Annotated in this window: 16 protein-coding genes; 9 read left to right on the top strand and 7 right to left on the bottom strand. The window is 62.7% G+C overall.

Translation table 11 applies throughout. From position 1 onward, the window contains the following. The first annotated feature begins 211 nt into the window (after positions 1–211). Complete coding sequence (locus B5G12_RS11825; protein WP_087233244.1) at positions 212–1,867, top strand: putative manganese-dependent inorganic diphosphatase; 1,656 nt, start codon at positions 212–214, stop codon at positions 1,865–1,867. A gap of 1 nt (position 1,868) precedes the next feature. Next, positions 1,869–2,195: an acylphosphatase gene (locus tag B5G12_RS11820; protein WP_087325042.1), complete on the top strand. Its 327-nt coding sequence runs from the start codon at positions 1,869–1,871 to the stop codon at positions 2,193–2,195. A 72-nt stretch (positions 2,196–2,267) separates the two neighbouring features. On the opposite strand, the gene B5G12_RS11815 is transcribed toward B5G12_RS11820, so the two are convergent. Then, positions 2,268–2,933: a hypothetical protein gene (locus B5G12_RS11815; protein WP_087325041.1), complete on the bottom strand. Its 666-nt coding sequence runs from the start codon at positions 2,931–2,933 to the stop codon at positions 2,268–2,270. 223 nt (positions 2,934–3,156) lie between these two features. On the opposite strand from B5G12_RS11815, the gene B5G12_RS11810 reads away from it, so the two are divergent. From B5G12_RS11810 to B5G12_RS11795, 4 genes are read left to right on the top strand one after another with little or no spacing between them, the layout of a single operon-like run. Beyond that, on the top strand, positions 3,157–3,384 hold the full coding sequence (locus B5G12_RS11810; RefSeq protein ID WP_087233252.1) for a hypothetical protein: 228 nt from the start codon (positions 3,157–3,159) through the stop codon (positions 3,382–3,384). A gap of 24 nt (positions 3,385–3,408) precedes the next feature. Beyond that, on the top strand, positions 3,409–4,410 hold the full coding sequence (locus B5G12_RS11805; protein ID WP_087325040.1) for an ABC transporter substrate-binding protein: 1,002 nt from the start codon (positions 3,409–3,411) through the stop codon (positions 4,408–4,410). Then, positions 4,400–5,386, top strand: a complete 987-nt coding sequence (locus tag B5G12_RS11800) for a FecCD family ABC transporter permease (RefSeq protein WP_087325039.1) — start codon at positions 4,400–4,402, stop codon at positions 5,384–5,386. Before B5G12_RS11805 ends, B5G12_RS11800 begins: the two co-directional genes overlap by 11 nt. Continuing rightward, complete coding sequence (locus B5G12_RS11795; RefSeq protein WP_087325038.1) at positions 5,383–6,138, top strand: ABC transporter ATP-binding protein; 756 nt, start codon at positions 5,383–5,385, stop codon at positions 6,136–6,138. The genes B5G12_RS11800 and B5G12_RS11795 overlap by 4 nt, the downstream gene beginning before the upstream one ends. Positions 6,139–6,237: 99 nt before the next feature. On the opposite strand, the gene B5G12_RS11790 is transcribed toward B5G12_RS11795, so the two are convergent. From B5G12_RS11790 to B5G12_RS11780, 3 genes are all read right to left on the bottom strand, one after another. Beyond that, entirely contained in the window at positions 6,238–6,975 is a 738-nt protein-coding gene (locus B5G12_RS11790; RefSeq protein WP_087325037.1) for a Type 1 glutamine amidotransferase-like domain-containing protein, read from the bottom strand. 389 nt (positions 6,976–7,364) lie between these two features. Further along, on the bottom strand, positions 7,365–9,203 hold the full coding sequence (locus tag B5G12_RS11785) for a hypothetical protein (protein WP_087325036.1): 1,839 nt from the start codon (positions 9,201–9,203) through the stop codon (positions 7,365–7,367). A gap of 5 nt (positions 9,204–9,208) precedes the next feature. Continuing rightward, positions 9,209–11,287, bottom strand: coding sequence for an efflux RND transporter permease subunit (locus tag B5G12_RS11780; protein WP_087325035.1), 2,079 nt, complete (start codon positions 11,285–11,287; stop codon positions 9,209–9,211). Positions 11,288–11,462: 175 nt separating this feature from the next. Here B5G12_RS11780 and B5G12_RS11775 point away from each other — a divergent pair, with 175 nt between their 5' ends. After that, on the top strand, positions 11,463–12,284 hold the full coding sequence (locus B5G12_RS11775) for a purine-nucleoside phosphorylase (protein ID WP_087233274.1): 822 nt from the start codon (positions 11,463–11,465) through the stop codon (positions 12,282–12,284). 219 nt (positions 12,285–12,503) lie between these two features. Next, positions 12,504–13,157, top strand: coding sequence for a hypothetical protein (locus tag B5G12_RS11770; RefSeq protein ID WP_087325034.1), 654 nt, complete (start codon positions 12,504–12,506; stop codon positions 13,155–13,157). Between the two features lie 254 nt (positions 13,158–13,411). Here the strand turns inward: B5G12_RS11770 and B5G12_RS11765 are convergent, their stop codons facing one another. From B5G12_RS11765 to B5G12_RS11755, 3 genes are all read right to left on the bottom strand, one after another. Next, the gene (locus tag B5G12_RS11765; RefSeq protein ID WP_087325033.1) at positions 13,412–13,948 is read right to left on the bottom strand and encodes a histidine phosphatase family protein; all 537 of its coding nucleotides are present in this window, start codon (positions 13,946–13,948) and stop codon (positions 13,412–13,414) included. Between the two features lie 65 nt (positions 13,949–14,013). After that, positions 14,014–14,916, bottom strand: coding sequence for a DUF4097 family beta strand repeat-containing protein (locus B5G12_RS11760; protein ID WP_087325032.1), 903 nt, complete (start codon positions 14,914–14,916; stop codon positions 14,014–14,016). 222 nt (positions 14,917–15,138) lie between these two features. Continuing rightward, a complete protein-coding gene (locus B5G12_RS11755; protein ID WP_087325031.1) occupies positions 15,139–16,254 on the bottom strand; it encodes a ketopantoate reductase family protein in 1,116 nt (371 codons plus the stop codon). Between the two features lie 369 nt (positions 16,255–16,623). On the opposite strand from B5G12_RS11755, the gene B5G12_RS11750 reads away from it, so the two are divergent. Next, positions 16,624–17,295, top strand: a complete 672-nt coding sequence (locus tag B5G12_RS11750; RefSeq protein ID WP_087325030.1) for a hypothetical protein — start codon at positions 16,624–16,626, stop codon at positions 17,293–17,295. Positions 17,296–17,423: the final 128 nt, after the last annotated feature.

Here is a 17,423-nt window from a genome sequence, read left to right as displayed (position 1 = left end):
CACAAACGATTTGACCTTTCAATAGCACCGGGAAGTAAAAATTGCCGCCGTTTTTTTGTGCAGACTGCCGGACGGCCCGGCCGGCAAATTTGGCCCCGGCGGCTATTTACCCCCGCCTGCGGATATGCTACAATAGGGAAAAGAAAAGGACGCACAGCGCCCGCCCTTTGCAGGAGGGAAGGCGCATGATACATAAGCGGAGGTAGATGAAATGCCCAAAGAAGCGCACAAAGTGGTGGTGATCGGCCACCGCAACCCGGATACCGACTCGATCTGCTCGGCCATTGCGTATGCGGAGCTGAAAAACCAGACCAGCAGCCTGGTCTATGAGCCCCGCCGCGCCGGCAAGATGAACCAGGAGACCGAGTTCGTTCTGAAAAAGTTCGGGGTGACGCCGCCCCGGATGTGCACCGACGTCAACCCCAAGGTGCGGGATGTGGATTACCGGGAGATGGAGGGCGTGGACGGTTCCATCAGCCTGCGCCGGGCCTGGGAGATCATGCGGGACAGGGACATCGACACCCTGCCGGTGGTCAGCCCCGACAACGACCTGCTGGGCGTGATCACCGTCAAGGATATCGCCACCGCCAACATGGACGTGTTTGACACCGAGGTACTGTCCAAGACCCACACCCCCTACAAGAACATCCTGGAGACGCTGGGAGGCGAAATGGCGGTGGGCAGCGCCGACACCATCTGCACGGCGGGCAATATCCACATCGGCACCGCCACCCCCGAGATGCTGGAGAACGCGGTGGAAAAGGGGGATATCGTCATCCTGACCAACCGCTACGAGAGCCAGCTGTGCGCCATCGAGCAGGAGGCCTCGCTGCTGATCATCTGCAACGACAGCAAGGTGGCCAAGACCATCAGCCGGATCGCCCAGGAGACGGGGGTCAACATCATGACCGTCCCCTTCGACACCTATGCGGCGGGTAAGCTGATCAGCCAGTGCGCCCCCATCTCTTACTATATGACCACCGAGAACATCCTCAAGTTCACCCGGGTGACCCCGGTGGCCGACGTGACTCGCGTGATGGCCAAGTACCGCCACCGCTATTTCCCCATCCTGGACGAGAACGGCAAGTATTGCGGCATGGTCAGCCGGCGCAACATCATCAACCTGCGCAAGCGGCAGATCATCCTGGTGGACCACAACGAGGCCACCCAGGCAGTGGAGGGCTTTGACCAGGCCGAGATCCTGGAGATCATCGACCACCACCGCATCGGCAGCCTGGAGACCAGCGGGCCGGTCTATTTCCGCAACCAGCCGGTGGGCTGCACCGCCACCATCGTCACCCAGATGTACGACGAGCAGGGGGTGGAGATCCAGCCCAAGATCGCCGGGCTGATGCTGGCGGCCATCCTCTCGGATACCCTGATGTTCCGCAGCCCCACCTGCACCCCCCTGGACGAAAAGACCGCCTACCGTCTGGCAGGCATCGCCGGGGTGGACGTGGAGGAGTTCGCCGCGGAGATGTTCGAGGCCGGCGAAAGGCTGGACGGCAAGACCCCCGAAGAAGTCTTTATGCAGGACTTCAAGGTGTTCATGTGCGGGGACCTGCGGTTTGGGGTGGCTCAGGGCAGCTATATGACCCACTCCAACCTCCTGGCGGCCCAGTCTCTCCTGCAGCCCTATCTGGAGGAAGCCTGCCGCAAGCAGAACGTGGAGGATCTGTATATGCTCCTCACCGAGGTGCCCCGCAAGGAGAGCGTTGTGATCTGTGCCGGCCGCCACGGCCCCGAGATGCTGCGGGCCGCCTTCGACCAGGAACCCCAGGCCGACGGCAGCTGGGTGCTGCCGGGGGTCATCAGCCGCAAAAAACAGTTCATCCCGGCCCTGATGGACGCATACCAGGAGCTGTGATATGTTCAACTTTTTGAAAGACAAAGACCGTACCCCGCCGCCCCTGCCCGAAGGGACGGTCCGGCGCCGCTATACGGTGTCGGGGCGGGTGCAGGGAGTGGGCTTCCGCTACCGCGCCCGGTACGCCGCCAGCCAGCTGGGCCTGACCGGCTGGGTGGAGAACGAGGACGACGGCACCGTCACCCTGGAGGTTCAGGGGGACCCCGCCCTCTTTGCCCAGATGTTCGATCTCATCGCCGGCGGCGGCTACATCCAGATCACCGGCATCCAGTCCCGGGATATCCCGCCCGACCCCTGGGCGCGGGGGTTCTCGGTGCGGGGATACTGAACCAAAAAAGCCCTGCCGCTTTGTGCGCGATGCACAGGCGGCGGGGCGTTTGTGTGTAGAAGAAGGCGGGGGTCACCCCAGCACTTTCAGCGGGCTGTTGCCGGTCCAGAGGGTGCCGTCCAGCAGCCGGGTCAGAGCCAGGGTGCCGTTGGCGGACACCCGGGCGGGGTCGAGGGCGAAGAAGTCGCTCTCGGACAGCCCTTCGGGGTCGGCGGCCGGGTCGAAGCCCACCACACAGACCCAGTGGCCGTAGGTGTCGCTGGTGGAGATGTGGGGATAGTTCACCACATCCCAGCCGGCGCTGGTCAGATGGTATTCCTCGGTGGAGGTGCGTTCGGTATGCTTGGACACCCCGTTGACGGTGGTGTTCTGCAGATGGACGATCACCGGGCGGCCGGCGTTCAGCTCGCTGTAAAGCTTGTCCAGGCAGGCATCCAGATCCCCGGCAAAGCCGGTGTAGCCCGCCGCCAACCAGACCGCCCCGTTCGACCACATCCCGGCCCCCGAGCTGACCGCCCCGTCCAGGACGGTGCGGGCGTAGCGCAAGGCGTACAGGCTGCACTGGCCCGGGGCCTGGTTGCCGATGGAGAGGATCTGGTCCTCGTCGAAGGCGAGCATCTGGATGCCGTGGCGGTTTTCCAGGGAGGCGGCGCGGGCCCGGGGCAGGGCAAAAGACAGCAGGGCCAGCAGGGCAAGCAGCGCCGGCAGGATGCGGCGCAGGCGGGCGGATGGGTGCATGGGCAGGGCCTTCTTTCTATGTAAGATGTCAAAAGATTCCAAAATTTGATATACCAGAAAGAAGTATACGACCGAATCGTGGTGAAAATGTGAGAACCGCCCCCGCCGCGGCGGAGAAAATACCGCCGCATTTTTAGCAAATTTGCACAAGTCCGGTCCCATCTGTGCGATGACAAACGGGGCCGCACATGGTATAATAAATCCCATGAAAGGAGAACCTGCCATGGAAGCACTGATCAATTTCTGGCTGTTTTTGTGCCACTGGATCAAGTTTGACACCAGCGAGGACAAAGAGGTGATCGACGACACCATAGAGACCCTGTCCCGGGCGGGCCTGCCGTACAAGACCCGCGTCCGCCGCGGCAAACAGGGCAAAGAGGAGTATGTCCTCTACGTCAAGAATGCCGACCGGGATTATGCCCGTTATTGCACCGGCTGGCGGCCCTTTTGAGCCCCGGCCCCGGAAAGGAATACCATGAACAAACGCAAATGCTTCTGCGCCGCTGCGGCGCTTGCCTTTTTCTGCGCCGCCCTGCTGGCAGGGTGCGGCGGGTCTTCTTCGGCCCCTGCGTCCTCGGCGCCTGCGGCTCCGGCTTCTTCCTTTGCAGAGCAGGGGGCCTATACCTTTACCGATGACCTGGGGCGCCCGGTGACGGTGTCCGGAACGCCCCGGCGGGTGGCTGCCCTGACCGGCAGCTATGCGGATGTGTGGATCACCGCCGGCGGCCGGGACAGCCTGGTGGCCACGGCATCGGACGCGTGGACCGACTTTGACCTGGCCCTGAGCGGGAATGTGGTCAATCTGGGCGGGGTGAAATCCCCCAGCGTGGAGGAGCTGCTGGCCGGGGAACCCGACCTGGTGCTGGCCAGCACCAACACGGCGGCTGACCTGGAGATGCTGCCCACCCTTGAAGCGGCCGGGGTGACGGTGGCCTTCTTTGAGGTGGATACCTTTGAGGACTATCTGCGGATGCTGGAGGTGTGCACCACCCTGACCGGCTGCCCTGAGAATTACCAGACCTACGGCACCGATGTGGCGCAGCAGGTGGAGGACGCCCGGGCCCGGGCTGCCGCCGCCCTGGAAAACCAGGAGCCTCCCACCGTCCTGTACATCCGGGCGGCGGCCTCTCTGGTCAAGGCCAAGGGGACGGAGGGCAACGTGCTGGGCGCCATGCTGGCCGACCTGGGCTGCGTCAACATCGCGGACCAGGACCAGAGCCTGCTGGAGGACCTGAGCATGGAAGCCATCCTGGCGGCGGACCCCGACAAGATCTTCTTTGTCCTGCAGGGGGCCGACCCGGAGCCCGCCAAAGCCCAGCTGGAAGGGGCGGTCCTCTCCAATCCCGCCTGGCAGCAGCTGACCGCCGTCCGGGAAGGGGACTACTATTACATGGACAAGTCCCTCTACCATCTCAAGCCCAACGCCCGCTGGGGCGAGGCCTATGACCGCCTGGTGGAGATCCTGTATGGGGTCTAAAAAGAAGGTGCTGGCCTGTGCCGCCCTGCTGGCGGTGCTGGCGGGGGTGCTCAGCCTCTGTGTGGGGGCGGTGCCGGTGGCCCCGGGCCAGCTGCTGGAAGCTTTGGCCGGCCGGGGACAGGGCACCGGCGCCGCCATCGTGCTGTATGTGCGGCTGCCCCGCACGGCGGGCTGTCTGGCGGCCGGGGCGGCCCTGGCGGTGGCCGGCGCGGTGATCCAGACGGTGCTGGCCAACCCCCTGGCTTCTCCCAATGTCATCGGGGTGAATGCCGGGGCGGGCACTGCGGTGGCCCTGTGCTGCGCTGTGGCCCCGGCGGCGGTGGGGCTGGTGCCGGTGGCCGCTTTTGTGGGGGCCTTTGCCAGCGCCATGCTGGTGCTGGAGGTGTCCCGGCGGGCAGGGGCTTCCCGCATGACCCTGATCTTGACCGGCGTGGCCCTGTCCAGCATCTTTTCGGCCCTCATCGACCTGCTGGTGACGCTGGTGCCCGACGCCCTCAACGGCTATTCCGACTTCCGCATCGGCGGGATGAACGGGGTCACCCTGGCCCGGGTGGGCCCTGCCGCCGCCATTGGGGCGGCGTGCCTGGCCGGGGTGCTGCTGCTGACCAACGAACTGGACCTGCTGGCCCTGGGCAGCGAGACGGCGCGCAGCCTGGGCCTGCGGGTGGAACGGATGCGGGTGATCCTGCTGGCCCTGGCCGCAGGGCTGGCGGGGGCGGCTGTCAGTGTGGCGGGGCTGCTCAGCTTTGTGGGGCTGATCGTGCCCCATCTGCTGCGCCGCCTGCTGGGGGAGGAAAGCTGTCCCCTGGTGGTGGGCTGCGCCTTTGGGGGCGCCGCCCTGCTGACCGTCTGCGATACCGCCGCCCGCACCCTCTTTGCGCCCTATGAGATCCCGGTGGGAGTCGTCCTCAGTCTGGGAGGCGGGCCCTTTTTCATCTGGCTGCTGCTGCGGCAGAAAGGGGGGCACCGCCGGTGATCCAGTGCAGGGACCTCAGCGCAGGCTATGGGGACCGGGCGGTGCTGTCCGGCGTGGACCTGGCGTTTGAGCCGGGATGTGTGACGGTGCTGATCGGCCCCAACGGCTGCGGCAAGACCACGTTGCTGAAAACAGTCCTGGGCCTGCTGCCCCCAGTGGCGGGCCGGGTGCTGTACGACGGGGCGGACCTGGCCGGCCTGCCCCCCGCCCGGGCCGCCCAAAAGGCCGCCTATATGCCCCAGAGCCGTCCGGCCCCCCGGATCGAGGTGCGGCGGATGGTGCTGCACGGGCGGTTCCCGTATCTGTCCTTCCCGCGGCAGTACCGCAAAGAGGACTATGCCGCCGTGGATGCGGCCCTGGCCGCCGCCGGCGCATCCGACCTGGCCGGCCGGATGATGGACACCCTGTCGGGCGGCCAGCGGCAGAAGGTCTATCTGGCCATGGCGCTGGCCCAGCAGGCCCCCACCATCCTGATGGATGAGCCCACCACCTGGCTGGACCCCAAACACCAGCTGGAAGTGATGGCCACCGCCCGCCGTCTGGCCGCCGAGGGGCGGGCGGTGGGCCTTGTCTCCCACGAGCTGAACCTGGCCCTGCGGACCGCAGACCGGGTGGCCCTGCTGGCCGGCGGGAAGCTGGCGGCCTTCGGCACGCCGGAGGAGGTCTACGCCTCGGGCGCGCTGGACGCGGCCTTCGGGGTGAAGATCGGCCGCTGCATGGCCGAAAACGGCTGGCAGTACTACTATCTGTAAACGAAAAGAGCCTGTATCCATGCCGGATACAGGCTCTTCTTGTATTTGACCTTTTGCAGGATAGCAGCAGTCACGGTTCGAACGCTGTCCTGCAGCAAATTACCACAGAGGCAGTTCCTCGCCGTCCTCGTTGATGAGGGAGACGCGGCCCTTGCCGAAGTACCAGCCTTCGCCGTAGAGGACCTCGCTGCTGTCGGTGCAGATGATATAGGAGCCGTCGGGCAGGGCGATGAAGGGCCGGTGGCAGCTGTCCTGACGGGCGATGTCCAGCAGAGGGATGCCGTCCACCGTGTTGTTTTTGGAGTGCTGGTAATGGGGCCAGATGCTGATATCGGTCAGGCCCAGGCCGGTCATCCAGCGGCAGTAGAAGGGGTCGGTGGCCTCGCCCGGCTCCTCGGGCTGGGCGTAGACGATGCCGGCAGCGTTCATCGAGCCGGCGCTGATGCCCAGCACGATCCCCTCATAGCTCTGCAGCAGGGCAGGCAGGCCGATCTCCGAAAAGAAGCGGTTCTGGGTGGGGACATGGCCGCCCCCCAGGATCAGGAAGTTGCACCGGGCCAGCAGCTCGGAGATCTCCTCCTGGTTGCGGCTGTCGCAGGGGGTCAGCCCGTCCAGGGGCAGGCCGGCCCGGGCAAAGCAGTCTGCAAAAAAGCTGCAGGCCTCGTCGTTGGCGGCGTGGGCCTTGGGGTCGGCTGCCAGCAGCAGCCCTTCGGGGGCCTCCTGGGGCCAGACGGCGCGCAGGTTATCGACAAAGTGGTTTTTGGGGTCCAGAGCAGCGGGCTGAGGGCCGGGTTCAAAAGGGCAGCCGGTGGGGCTGCTGGTTAAAAACAGGGTCATACGGGTTCCTCTTTCATGGCCAGACGCATACACGCTGTACAGTCTGCACAGCGGTACTATTGTAGCACAAAAAGAGGCGGATGGGGAGGGCAAATTCCAACAAAAGAACAAGTTTCACTTTTTACAAAACACACAAAAATGAGTGTTCAGACTGTCAAAAAGTCCTGTCCAGCCGACATGTGCGGATGGACAGGACACATACAGGGAAATTCAGCACTGAGAGTGTGCGAGCCGCTTTGCGGCGAGTGCGCGGTTCAGTGCTGAATTTTGTCCAAAAGGGGGATATTAGGGGGAAAGAATTTCTGACCTGCGCAGCAGGCAGAAATGGGTTCCCCCTAAAGCGTGTCGTTATCGACACGCTAAGGAGCGTTTTTGGCCCTGTGCGCCGCTCACTGCCCGTCGTACAGGCCAAACAGGTCCAGCAGCTTTTCCCAGAAAGTGAGCGGACGGGCGGGGGCCTGGTCCGCCTGGGCGGCGCTGTCCAGGGCGATGGGCGCGGTTTGCAGGGCAAACTGCAGGGCCGAAACGCCGGTGTTCTGATCCGAGGTGAAAGAGGCGGGGGTCTCGGGGGCGGACAGGGTGTCCAGCAGCGAGCCCAGTTCCTCGTCCAGCTGCATACTGCTGGTCTCGGTGTACAGCTGGTGCGCCCCCGCCACCAGCATCCCGGAGGCGGCGGTCAGCTGCTGGGTGCCGGCCAGGATCTGGCTGACTCCCTGGGTGTATGCGTTGACCCCGGTGTCGAAGGCGCCGTACTGGGTGGCCAGGGTGGTCACGGCGTCGGACAAAAGGGCCAGGTTCTGCAGCATCCCGTTCAGCACCGAGGCCATGGCCTGGATGCCGTCGTCAAAGGCGGCGTAGCCCTCCCGCACCGCCGAGGTGCCCTGGCGCAGGGTCCCGATGCCGGTGCTGACGGTGTCCAGATAGAGCTGCATGGCCCCGGCCAGGGCGGTGTTGCCCTGGAGCAGCAGGACGATCTGGCTGATCTGGTCCCCCACTCCGAAGGGCAGGCCGGTGAGGCCCTGCAGCATGGCGATGGCCTGGGCGTTGCCGGCGGCCAGGGTGTCCAGATCCAGGCCGTTCTGGGCCAGGATCTGCTTGAACGCCTCGTAGTTGACCTGCTGCTCCAGCTGGGCCACGCCGTCATCCAGCTGGGCTAGCCCGCCGCCGATCTGCCTGGAAGCTTCCAGCAGGGCGGTGAGCTGGTCGTTGGAGGCCGAGACGCCGTTCAGGGCGCTTTGGAGCTGATTCAGGGCGGACTGGATGGCGGCCGAGCCGCCGGTCAAAAGGCCGGACTGCTGGTCCAGCATGGTCAGGCCCTGCTGCAGGGCCGCAATGCCCGCCGCCAGGGCGGTCGTGCCCTCGTCCAGCTGGCTGGTGCCGGTGGTCAGCTGGTTCAAACGGTTGGTCAGGGCCACCCCGTTGATGTCCAGCTTGAGCTGGAGCTGGATGCCGTTGAAGGTGATAGCCGGCATGGTGAAGTTGGTCACATCGGCGGCCACCTCGATCTGGCTGGTCTGGCCGGGCAGCAGGGTGAAGATGATCTGCCGCTGGCTGCCCACGCTGGCGATGGTGCCCCCCGCCGCCCGGATGTTGGAGGCGTTGGCGGTGTCCAGGGTGACGGTGGTCTGGAGGGCGTATTGATCGAACCAGCTGCCGGTGCAGTCGGGGTTGGGGCTGACGTCGATGCGGATGATGAGGGCCCCGCTGCGGCCCGCCAGCTCGCTGGGGTCGCACTCGGCGCCGTCCAGGAGGTAGTGCACCTGGATCAGCCAGGGCAGGGGGGTAGCGGGGTCCATGGTGCCCTCGTAATAGACGGTGCCGTCGGCGGCGGGGGTCAGGGTGACGGCGCCGTCGCTGCTGGTGATGGGGTCGGTGGTGGTCATGTTGCGGACGGCGGTGTAATGGCCGTAGTCGGTGATGGGCACGCCGGCGGTGGCCTCAAACCGGTTGACGGCGTAAAGGCTCTCCACCGTGCCGTCGGCGGCCAGCTTGCCGTAGATCACTTCCTCTTTGGCGGCAGGGGCGGCGCCGTTGTCTTCCTCCAAGTCGGCGGAAGCGTCCTCGGGCGGGGCGGCCTGGGAGGACGCCCCGGAGCCGGAAGGGGCGCTGTCCGCTGCGGAAGAAGCGGGGGCGCTGTCCGAGGCAAAGACGGAGAGGGTCGCCGTGCAGAAAACGGCGGCGGCCAGCAGGGCCGCGGCGGCACGGCGGGGCAGGGTGTACAGTTTCATGGGGATCAGCCCTCCTTTGGTGCGGGGGCGGAAGCTCCCGGTTTGGATTGGACGATGAATGGGTCGATGAGGTAGAGGATGCCGGGCAGCGCCAGCAGCACGATGGCCAGGGAGGCCAGGCTGCCTACGCCCAGGAAGTTGCCCAGCTGGGCCAGCAGCTGGTTGGAGGAGATGGCCCCCATCAGGAAGCCGACCACAGCCAGGCCACTGCCGGTGGTGAGCACCGATGTGGTGACGGTAGCCACCGTGGCGGCCACAGCCGGCTTTTTGTCCAGGGTCTGGCGGTATTCCCGGTAGCGGTCGGAAAAGAGGATGGCGTAATCCACCGTGGCGCCCAGCTGCACCGAACTGATGATGAGGTAAGCGATGTAAAAGACCACGGTGTCGGTGAAGTAGGGCAGGGCCAGGTTGAACCAGATGGCCGTCTCGATGCTGAGCACCAGCACGATGGGCAGCACCAGGCTGTGCTCCAACAGCAGCAGCACCAGAAAGACCGCCGCGATGGCGACCAGATTCACCTTGGCCATGTCGTCGGTGATGGTGTCCATCAGGTCGTAGGTGCTGACCCCCTGGCCGGCCAGATACCAGCTGTCGGGATAGTATTGCTGGGCGATGGCCCGGACCTGTTCCACCAGGGCAAAGGCCGCGTCCCCTTCAAAGTCGGCGGCCACCGAGAGGACCATGCGGGTGTACCCGTTCGACACCAGCTGGGACAGAGTGGCGTCGTCCAGGTAGCCCGGCGGGATCTCGGGCCCGGCGGTGTCCACATAGGAAAGGATGCTGGTCACCTGGGGCAGGGCGTGCAGGGCGGAGGACAGCTGGCTCTGGGTGGCGGTGTCTCCGGCGGGGACCAGCAGGACATAGGTGTCGCTCTGGCCGAACACCGACTCGATGGCCTGGGTATCCTGGCCCACCTTGGTGTCGGTGCCGAACATATGGCCTGCGCCGTAGTAATACTGGTTGGCGTTGGAGGCCAGGAACGAGGGGACCATCACCACCACCAGCACCGCCACCATGGGCAGCATGATCCGGCTGACCAGCCGTCCGAAGCCCTGGAAACCGGGCAGCAGGGGCTTGTGGCGGGTGCGGTCCATCCAGGGCAGGACGGTGACCACCAGAGCCGGCACAAAGGTAAAGACGGTCAGCAGGCTGAAGGCGACCCCCTTGGCCAGGGCCAGGCCCAGATCGGGGCCGATCTGGAACTGCATCAGCACCAGGGCCGCAAAGCCGATGACGGTGGTCAGGCCGCTGGACAGGATGGAGGAAGCGGATTTGGTCAGGGCCTCCACCATGCAGTCGTCGGGGGAAGCGCCGGGGCGCTCCTGGCGCACCTCCTCAAAGCGGTGGATCAGGAACACCGAGTAGTCCAGCGAGACGGCCAGCTGCAAAATGCTGCCTGCCGCGCTGGTGACAAAGGAGATCTCCCCGAACAGCAGATTGGTGCCGTTGTTGATGAGGATGGCGGCCCCCATCCCCAGCATGACGATGGCGGGCTCGGCCCAGCTGCGGGTGGTGAGGGCCAGGATGAAGATCACATACACCACCGCGATGCAGGCGATCTGGGCCACCTCCACCACGGTGGAATGGGTGGCCGCCGCCGTGGACACCGCCGAGCCGGTCAGGGCGCCCTTGTCGCCCAGCAGGGCCTCGATGGCAGCCACTGCCTCGGCCCGCTGGTCATCCGCCACCGTGATGGTCAGCAGGGCGGCCCCGTCTTTGTAGTAGGACTCCACCGCGGCGGGGTCCTGCATCTCCAGAGGGACGGTGATGTCCAGGACGTCGTCCAGCCAGGTGACGGCGGTGACGCCCTCGATGCGGCCGATCTGTTGTTTGAGGGCCAGCGCTTCGGGAACGGTGACGTCCCGCACCATGGCCCGCACATTGGGGATGCCGCCGCCGAAGGCCTCCTCCATCACGTCGATGGCGATGGTGGAAGGGGATTCGGGGGGAAGATAGTCGTTGATGTCGTAGTTGACCGAAACCAACAGGCTGAGCACAGCGCACAGCACCGCGGCCACGGCATAGCCCGCCAGCACCCGCCTGCGATGGCGGAGCACGGCGGTGAAAAAGCCTTTTCCTTTCATGAAACGGCTCCTTTCTGTAAAACCTTGAACTCTATTATAAGGTCTTTGGGGCCGAAAGGGAATGAACAACCTGTGAATTTTTTTGTACATCCGTCCATCGTTGTCAGACCGGGCCGCACTTGCCAAAGGGTCCCTGGAACCGTATAATGGAGAAAAAGCCGCAAGGAGGATCTGCATGGAACATTTGTATGAAAAGGCTGCCGCCAGCGCCGCCTATCTGAAAGAAAAACTGCGCTTTGCACCCAAGATCGCGGTGGTGCTGGGGTCGGGCCTGGGAGACCTGACCGCCGGGTTCACCGACACACAGGAGATCCCTTACGGGGAGATCCCCCATTTCCCCCAGTCTACGGTACAGGGGCACAAGGGCGCTTTGCTGGAGGGCAAACTGGGCCAGACCCCGGTCCTGGCCATGGAGGGCCGGTTCCATTTCTACGAGGGATACAGCATGAAGGAAGTGTGCTATCCCTTCTATGTATTCCAGCTGCTGGGCATCGAGACGGTGGTGCTGACCAACGCCGCCGGCGGCATCAACCGCAGCTTTGAGCCGGGCACCCTGATGCTGATCACCGACACCATCAATATGATGGGGACAAACCCGCTCATCGGACCCAACGACGAGCGGTTCGGGCCCCGGTTCCCCGATATGACCGAGATCTTCAGCCATGACCTGCTGGATCTGGCCCGCTCGGTGGCGGACAAGCAGGGCATCGAATACAAAGAAGGGGTCTACATGGGCTTTATGGGCCCCTGCTATGAGACGGCGGCCGAGATCCGGGCCTTTGCCGCCCTGGGCGCCGACGCGGTGGGGATGAGCACTGTCCCCGAGGCGATGGTCTGTTCGTATCTGGGCATCAAGGTGCTGGCGGTCAGCTGCATCACCAACATGGCCACCGGCATCCAGACGGTGCGCCACAGCCACCAGCGCGTGCTGGAGATTGCCAACCAGGCCGGCGACCGGATGTGCCGCTGGCTGGGCGAAGTGATCCAGAAAATGTAAATGCACAAAAGCGCCCTGCCAGACGGCGGGACGCTTTTTCTTTTGCCTCCAAAGTTAGAGCACACGAACTAAAGAAAATAAAGAAAAAATGGGAAAAATGAAAATTGGGTCTTGACACCGGGGGGGGTATGTTATGATAGGCACACAAAGGAAAGGACCTTCCTTTGAACCTGTTTTGGGTCTCTATCTTTTATACACCATAAGGAGGAAAAATTCATTATGAAACTCAAGAAGATTACTTCTCTGGCGCTGGCCGGCATCATGGCCGTCAGCATGCTGGCTGGCTGCAAGGACAACCCTTCTTCTAGCACTCCTACAGATCCTGAAACTCCGGTTGTTTCTAATGCTGCCGAGTATGCAAACTATATGTTGTCTGGTCCTCAGAAAAACATTTTTACATTCGGTTCGAATGCAGATCTGGACAGCAATGTGAAAAAAGTTGCAGAAAACTCTGACAATTTGATGGATAGTCAGATTGAAAATACTTATGGGACCGTTGCTGTAATTAATGAGGGAACTGGTAGCAGTGCAGTCAAGACTGTAGCGGAAAAGCTTGACGACGAGTTTAGCAACATGGACATTATTACTGTGGCTAAATTTAATACTGCGCCGAGTGTGCTTGGAAACCGAGTCGCCATTGATGTGCTTGGTGTTTCCGGCAAACTTGATGAAGAAGATGCTGTGAAATCTGTTGTTAAATCGTGGATTGCGAGCAATGGCGTTAACACTACTGTTTTTCCTGCTAGTGTAGCCAACTTCAATTTTGAGTATAAGGCTGAGATTAGTGCGTTGAAGGTGGCTAGCCGTCAGCATTCTGATCAGAGCATGTGGGTTGTGGCAATTATGGTCACTCAGACTGCTACTGAAGCCTAATTTCCAATAATACTTATAACACCCTCGGGGCACCATACCGGGAGATGATATAAGGGGCGAGCAGGTGCCAGAGACCACCTGTACGCTCGGGTAAAACACCCATCCGATGTGGCGGCAAAGAGGAATAGAACCATATTCCTTCTGTTGTTGATCGCACCAAAACAAAAGAACTTTTGCGTCACGAAAGATAGGGTCCCTCTGCGGGGGCCGGCCATACGGCCGGCCCCCGCATTGTTTTTGTGCGCCGCGGCGCGTCAGGGGAAATCGTACCGCACCAGGGCGCAGTTGCCGATGCCGAACAGGGCAAATTCCTCGTTGGTCATCGGGTGGAAATAGGATTGTACCACCCGGGCAATGCCGTTGTGCGCCACCAGCAGGGCGGTGCCGTCCTGGGCGGCCAGGTCGTCCAGCAGGCCGTAGATCCGGGCGGCCAGCTGCAGCATGCTTTCGCCGCCCTCAAAGCGGTCGCAGAAATGCAGCTTGGCCAGCGTGAAGGCGGGCCCGTTGCGGGGCGTGCCCTCGTATTTGCCGAAGGCCTGTTCCCGCAGGCGGGGCTCCACAGTCAGGGGCAGGCCGGTCTCGGCGGCAATGATCTGGGCGGTCTCGTGGGCGCGGGAGAGCGGCGAGCAGAGGATATGGGTGATGCCGTGGCCGTCGTCGGCCAGCTGCCGACCCAGGGCGCGGGCCTGGCTGCGTCCAAGGTCGGTGAGGGGACTGTCGGTGACGCCGCAGATCTTGTTTTCCACATTCCAGACCGTCTGGCCGTGGCGGGTGAAATAAACGGTATGCATGAGAGTACCTCCTGAAACATAAAAAGCCCGGAGGGGCTGCCTCCGGGCGGGTGCATGATGCAGCGTTACGGACGAATGGAGATCCAGACGCTGCCGGTGGTGGTGGAGATGGTGCAGGCTCCGGCTGTGGGGTCGGAGTCGGGCACCTGTACGCGGCCATGGGTGCTGGTCACAGAGAAATTCTTGGCGGACAGCAGAGAACCTTCGATCTCCCCGCTGGTGGTGGACAGGGTGAGGCTGGCGGCGTCGGCCCGCTCAAGGCTGATCTCACCCGATACGGTGGAGATCTCCACCGCGCCGGCAGCCGTGCTCCGCTCCAGGTCCACGTCACCGCTGGTGGATTCCACGCTCAGGCTCTGCACATAGGAATCGTTCAATTCCACGTCGCCGCTGGTGGTCACGACCTGCACCGCGCCGGCGGTGGGGCAGCGCAGCTCGATGTCGCCGCTGGTGGTGTTGCACACGACGTTGCCGCTGACAGAGGAATACAGCTCCACATCGCCGCTGATGGTGGTGAAATTGGCCGCCGAGAAGGCCAGCCGGCTTGCCGTCTGGACATCGCCGCTCATGGTGGAGACGCTCAGGGCGCCGTAGTCTCCGGCCGGCAGATAGAGGATCAGCTCGGGGTCGCTGTCGTGGAAGAACAGCCGGTCGCCGGTGCTGTCGGGCTCAGGCCGGGAGATGGACAGGACGCCATTGGCGACCGAGACCGTGTGGGTGACCGACTCGGCATCCCGGGTGGTGACGCTGACCGTGCCGTCCCGGGAGGGGCGCAGATAAATGTCCTCGTAATAGCCGGTGATGGAAATATCGGTAAATGTGCCGGTGACCGGATAGTTTTTGGTCACCAGGGGCGTCCAGTCCTGCCGTGCGGCCTCGGCGGTCAGGCCGGTGCGCAGGAGGGTCAGCCCGCCCACGGCCACGACAGCCAGCGCGGACAAAAGCAGGGTGGAAAAACGGCGTTTCATAAACGAACTCCTTTCTTATAAAAAGTGTTGTATGCAGCCGCGCCGAGCGCGTCCTGCGGACGATGTAGCGAAGGCGCGGCTGGCACCGTGCTCCGATTTTTGCAAGCGGGCGCCGACCCGCGCCGCAAAAATCGGCTAAGCGCAAGAGTTGCAGCGCTCATGCGCATTGCACCTGGCGCTTTTTGGCGAATATCTCAGCATTTTTGATTTCTCAGATACACCCTAGTGAGGCTGGGCGGCCCAGCCGGCTTCGATCGCACGGATGCGCTGGTAGAAGAAATCGTTGGCGGGGGTGGGCAGGCCGTGCTTTTGGGAAAGCCGCCGGACGGTGCCCGCAAACTCCTCCACCTCGGTGGGGCGGCGGGCCTGGATGTCCTGGCCCATGCTGGGGCGGTTGTCGGGCTTGAAGGAGGGGATGGCCCCGGCCAGCCAAACCACGTCGTCGTCGGGGGGCAGGGGAACGCCCTCGGCGTTGGCCAGCCGGATCACCTCCTGCATGGCCTGCAGCATTTTGGCCCGCTGGGGGGTGTCTTTGGCCAGGTCCCCGTAGGTCATGCCGAAGGCGGCAGAGGCCTGGTTCAGCCCCACGTTGATCATCAGCTTGTGCCACTGCTTGTAGAGGATGTCGGTGCAGGGCTCACCGGCGATGCCGCAGGCGGCAAAGTATTGGGCCACCGCCGCCACCCGCGGGGTGATGCGGCCATCCCGCTCCCCAAACTGGATGCGCCCCGGCGCCTTGAACACCAGATCCCGGCCCACGCGGTTGGCGTCCATCCCAATGGCCACGCTCCAGAGGGTGTGGCCGGGGTAGGCTGCCTCCAGCCGTTCCTCGCTGGTGATGCCGTTGAGCAGGCTGAGGATAACGGTGTGAGGCCCCACAAAGGGGGCGATGTCCCGGATGGCCTGCTCCAGGCCGGTGGCCTTGACGGTCACCAGTGCCAGGTCGGCCGGCTGGCCCTGGCTGGGGCTGCAATAGGAAAAGGGGCAGGGCTGGCCGTTGCAGGTGGCGGGATGAGCGGTGTAGCGGGCGGCCCGCTGGGAGTCGGCGATGACCTGCACCCCCGGCATCTTCCGCCCAAACAGGATACCCAAAGCGCCCAGCCCGATCAGGGCGCTGGTGCGGATGGGCCGAACCAGCTGCAAAGAGCCGTCCTGCCGGAGGACGGTGCAGCCCTCCTGGATGGACTGGGCGGTCAGCGCCTGGTCGGGCACTTCCACCACCAGGGAGGCCCCATCCGGCCCCCGCAGGGTGACGCTGCACAGGACGGGCGCGCCTTCGGGCAGTTCCTCACAGCCGTAGTCGCCCTCCGCGATCTGTTCCACCCGATACAGTTCCATGCCAGGCCCTCCTTTGGGATGATCGTTCAATAACTGGAATATACTTCCATTATAGCGGCTGGCCGGGCCGGCGTCAATGTGTCGCGGTCACAAAACCCATCTTCCCGGTGAGAAAATACAGCCGCCTTTTTGGGACAGTTGCATAGAACCAAAAAGCCGCCCCCAAAGATGAGAACAGCTCACTCCCGCCCCCTGCACCCAAAGTTAGGAAATGCGAACTAAAGAAAATAAAGAAAAAATGGGGAATTTTGAAATTGGGTCTTGACACCGGGGGGGGTATGTTATGATAGGCACACAAAGGAAAGGACCTTCCTTTGAACCTGTTTTGGGTCTCTATCTTTTATACACCATAAGGAGGAAAAATTCATTATGAAGCTCAAGAAAATTGCTTCCCTGATGCTGGCCGGCATCATGGCCGTCAGCATGCTGGCTGGCTGCGGTGAGGGCACTACTAACCCCGGGAATCCGGATGATCCTGTTGTTGTTCCCGAGACTGGCATTGTCGCAGCTGTAAACAATGGCCAGGATGCAGCTAATGATGTTAAGATTAACTTTACTTCTAGCTCCTCTCTGGATGCGCTGCTGTCCAACGCTGTGAAGGCGTTCGGCGAGGGTGCTAATAGTACAAATTTGACCAATCGTATTGCTGCCCTGACGGGTATGTCTACCGATGTGGCTGCACTTAAGAAGTATACTGGCATGACGGCTAATAATGTTGCATATAACGGTAATAAAGTTAAAGACAATGCGGATGGTGTTGTTGTTGAGGCAGTGAGTGCATTTACCATTACTGGTGCTTTTAATGAAGATGTCGCTATGAAGCGGGCCGCTGAAACAATTGATGCTCTCATTTATGATATGAAGGCGACTTCTTATGAGAAGGGTACTACTATTGGCGGTCAGGATTACTGCGATTATAGCTATACTGGCAATGTCAGCATGGTAAGCGTTGAAAAGGCTGATGGTACTACTATTTACTGCTTTGCTTACACTGTTGCCCAGACTACTCATGTAAAGACCCTGGATCCTGCCAAGGCCTAATGAAATCTTACTTATAACACCCCCGGGGCACCATACCGGGAGATGATATAAGGGGCGCACAGGTGCCAGAGACCACCTGCACGCTCGGGTAAAACACCCATCCGATGTGGCGGCAAAGAGGAATAGAA

This window comes from Faecalibacterium sp. An58, from assembly GCF_002161515.1.
In the GTDB taxonomy this organism is placed as follows: Bacteria; Bacillota; Clostridia; order Oscillospirales; family Ruminococcaceae; genus Faecalibacterium; species Faecalibacterium avium.
This window is presented reverse-complemented; position numbering and strand designations above follow the sequence as displayed.

What these genes read in the sequence shown, in the direction of transcription:
- B5G12_RS11775 (WP_087233274.1), top strand. Translation starts at nt 11,463, where the DNA reads ATGGAACATTTGTATGAAAAGGCTGCCGCCAGCGCCGCCTATCTGAAA.
- B5G12_RS11785 (WP_087325036.1), bottom strand. Translation starts at nt 9,203, where the DNA reads ATGAAACTGTACACCCTGCCCCGCCGTGCCGCCGCGGCCCTGCTGGCC.
- B5G12_RS11805 (WP_087325040.1), top strand. Translation starts at nt 3,409, where the DNA reads ATGAACAAACGCAAATGCTTCTGCGCCGCTGCGGCGCTTGCCTTTTTC.
- B5G12_RS11790 (WP_087325037.1), bottom strand. Translation starts at nt 6,975, where the DNA reads ATGACCCTGTTTTTAACCAGCAGCCCCACCGGCTGCCCTTTTGAACCC.
- B5G12_RS11820 (WP_087325042.1), top strand. Translation starts at nt 1,869, where the DNA reads ATGTTCAACTTTTTGAAAGACAAAGACCGTACCCCGCCGCCCCTGCCC.
- B5G12_RS11765 (WP_087325033.1), bottom strand. Translation starts at nt 13,948, where the DNA reads ATGCATACCGTTTATTTCACCCGCCACGGCCAGACGGTCTGGAATGTG.
- B5G12_RS11760 (WP_087325032.1), bottom strand. Translation starts at nt 14,916, where the DNA reads ATGAAACGCCGTTTTTCCACCCTGCTTTTGTCCGCGCTGGCTGTCGTG.
- B5G12_RS11810 (WP_087233252.1), top strand. Translation starts at nt 3,157, where the DNA reads ATGGAAGCACTGATCAATTTCTGGCTGTTTTTGTGCCACTGGATCAAG.
- B5G12_RS11800 (WP_087325039.1), top strand. Translation starts at nt 4,400, where the DNA reads ATGGGGTCTAAAAAGAAGGTGCTGGCCTGTGCCGCCCTGCTGGCGGTG.
- B5G12_RS11750 (WP_087325030.1), top strand. Translation starts at nt 16,624, where the DNA reads ATGAAGCTCAAGAAAATTGCTTCCCTGATGCTGGCCGGCATCATGGCC.
- B5G12_RS11780 (WP_087325035.1), bottom strand. Translation starts at nt 11,287, where the DNA reads ATGAAAGGAAAAGGCTTTTTCACCGCCGTGCTCCGCCATCGCAGGCGG.
- B5G12_RS11755 (WP_087325031.1), bottom strand. Translation starts at nt 16,254, where the DNA reads ATGGAACTGTATCGGGTGGAACAGATCGCGGAGGGCGACTACGGCTGT.
- B5G12_RS11825 (WP_087233244.1), top strand. Translation starts at nt 212, where the DNA reads ATGCCCAAAGAAGCGCACAAAGTGGTGGTGATCGGCCACCGCAACCCG.
- B5G12_RS11815 (WP_087325041.1), bottom strand. Translation starts at nt 2,933, where the DNA reads ATGCACCCATCCGCCCGCCTGCGCCGCATCCTGCCGGCGCTGCTTGCC.
- B5G12_RS11770 (WP_087325034.1), top strand. Translation starts at nt 12,504, where the DNA reads ATGAAACTCAAGAAGATTACTTCTCTGGCGCTGGCCGGCATCATGGCC.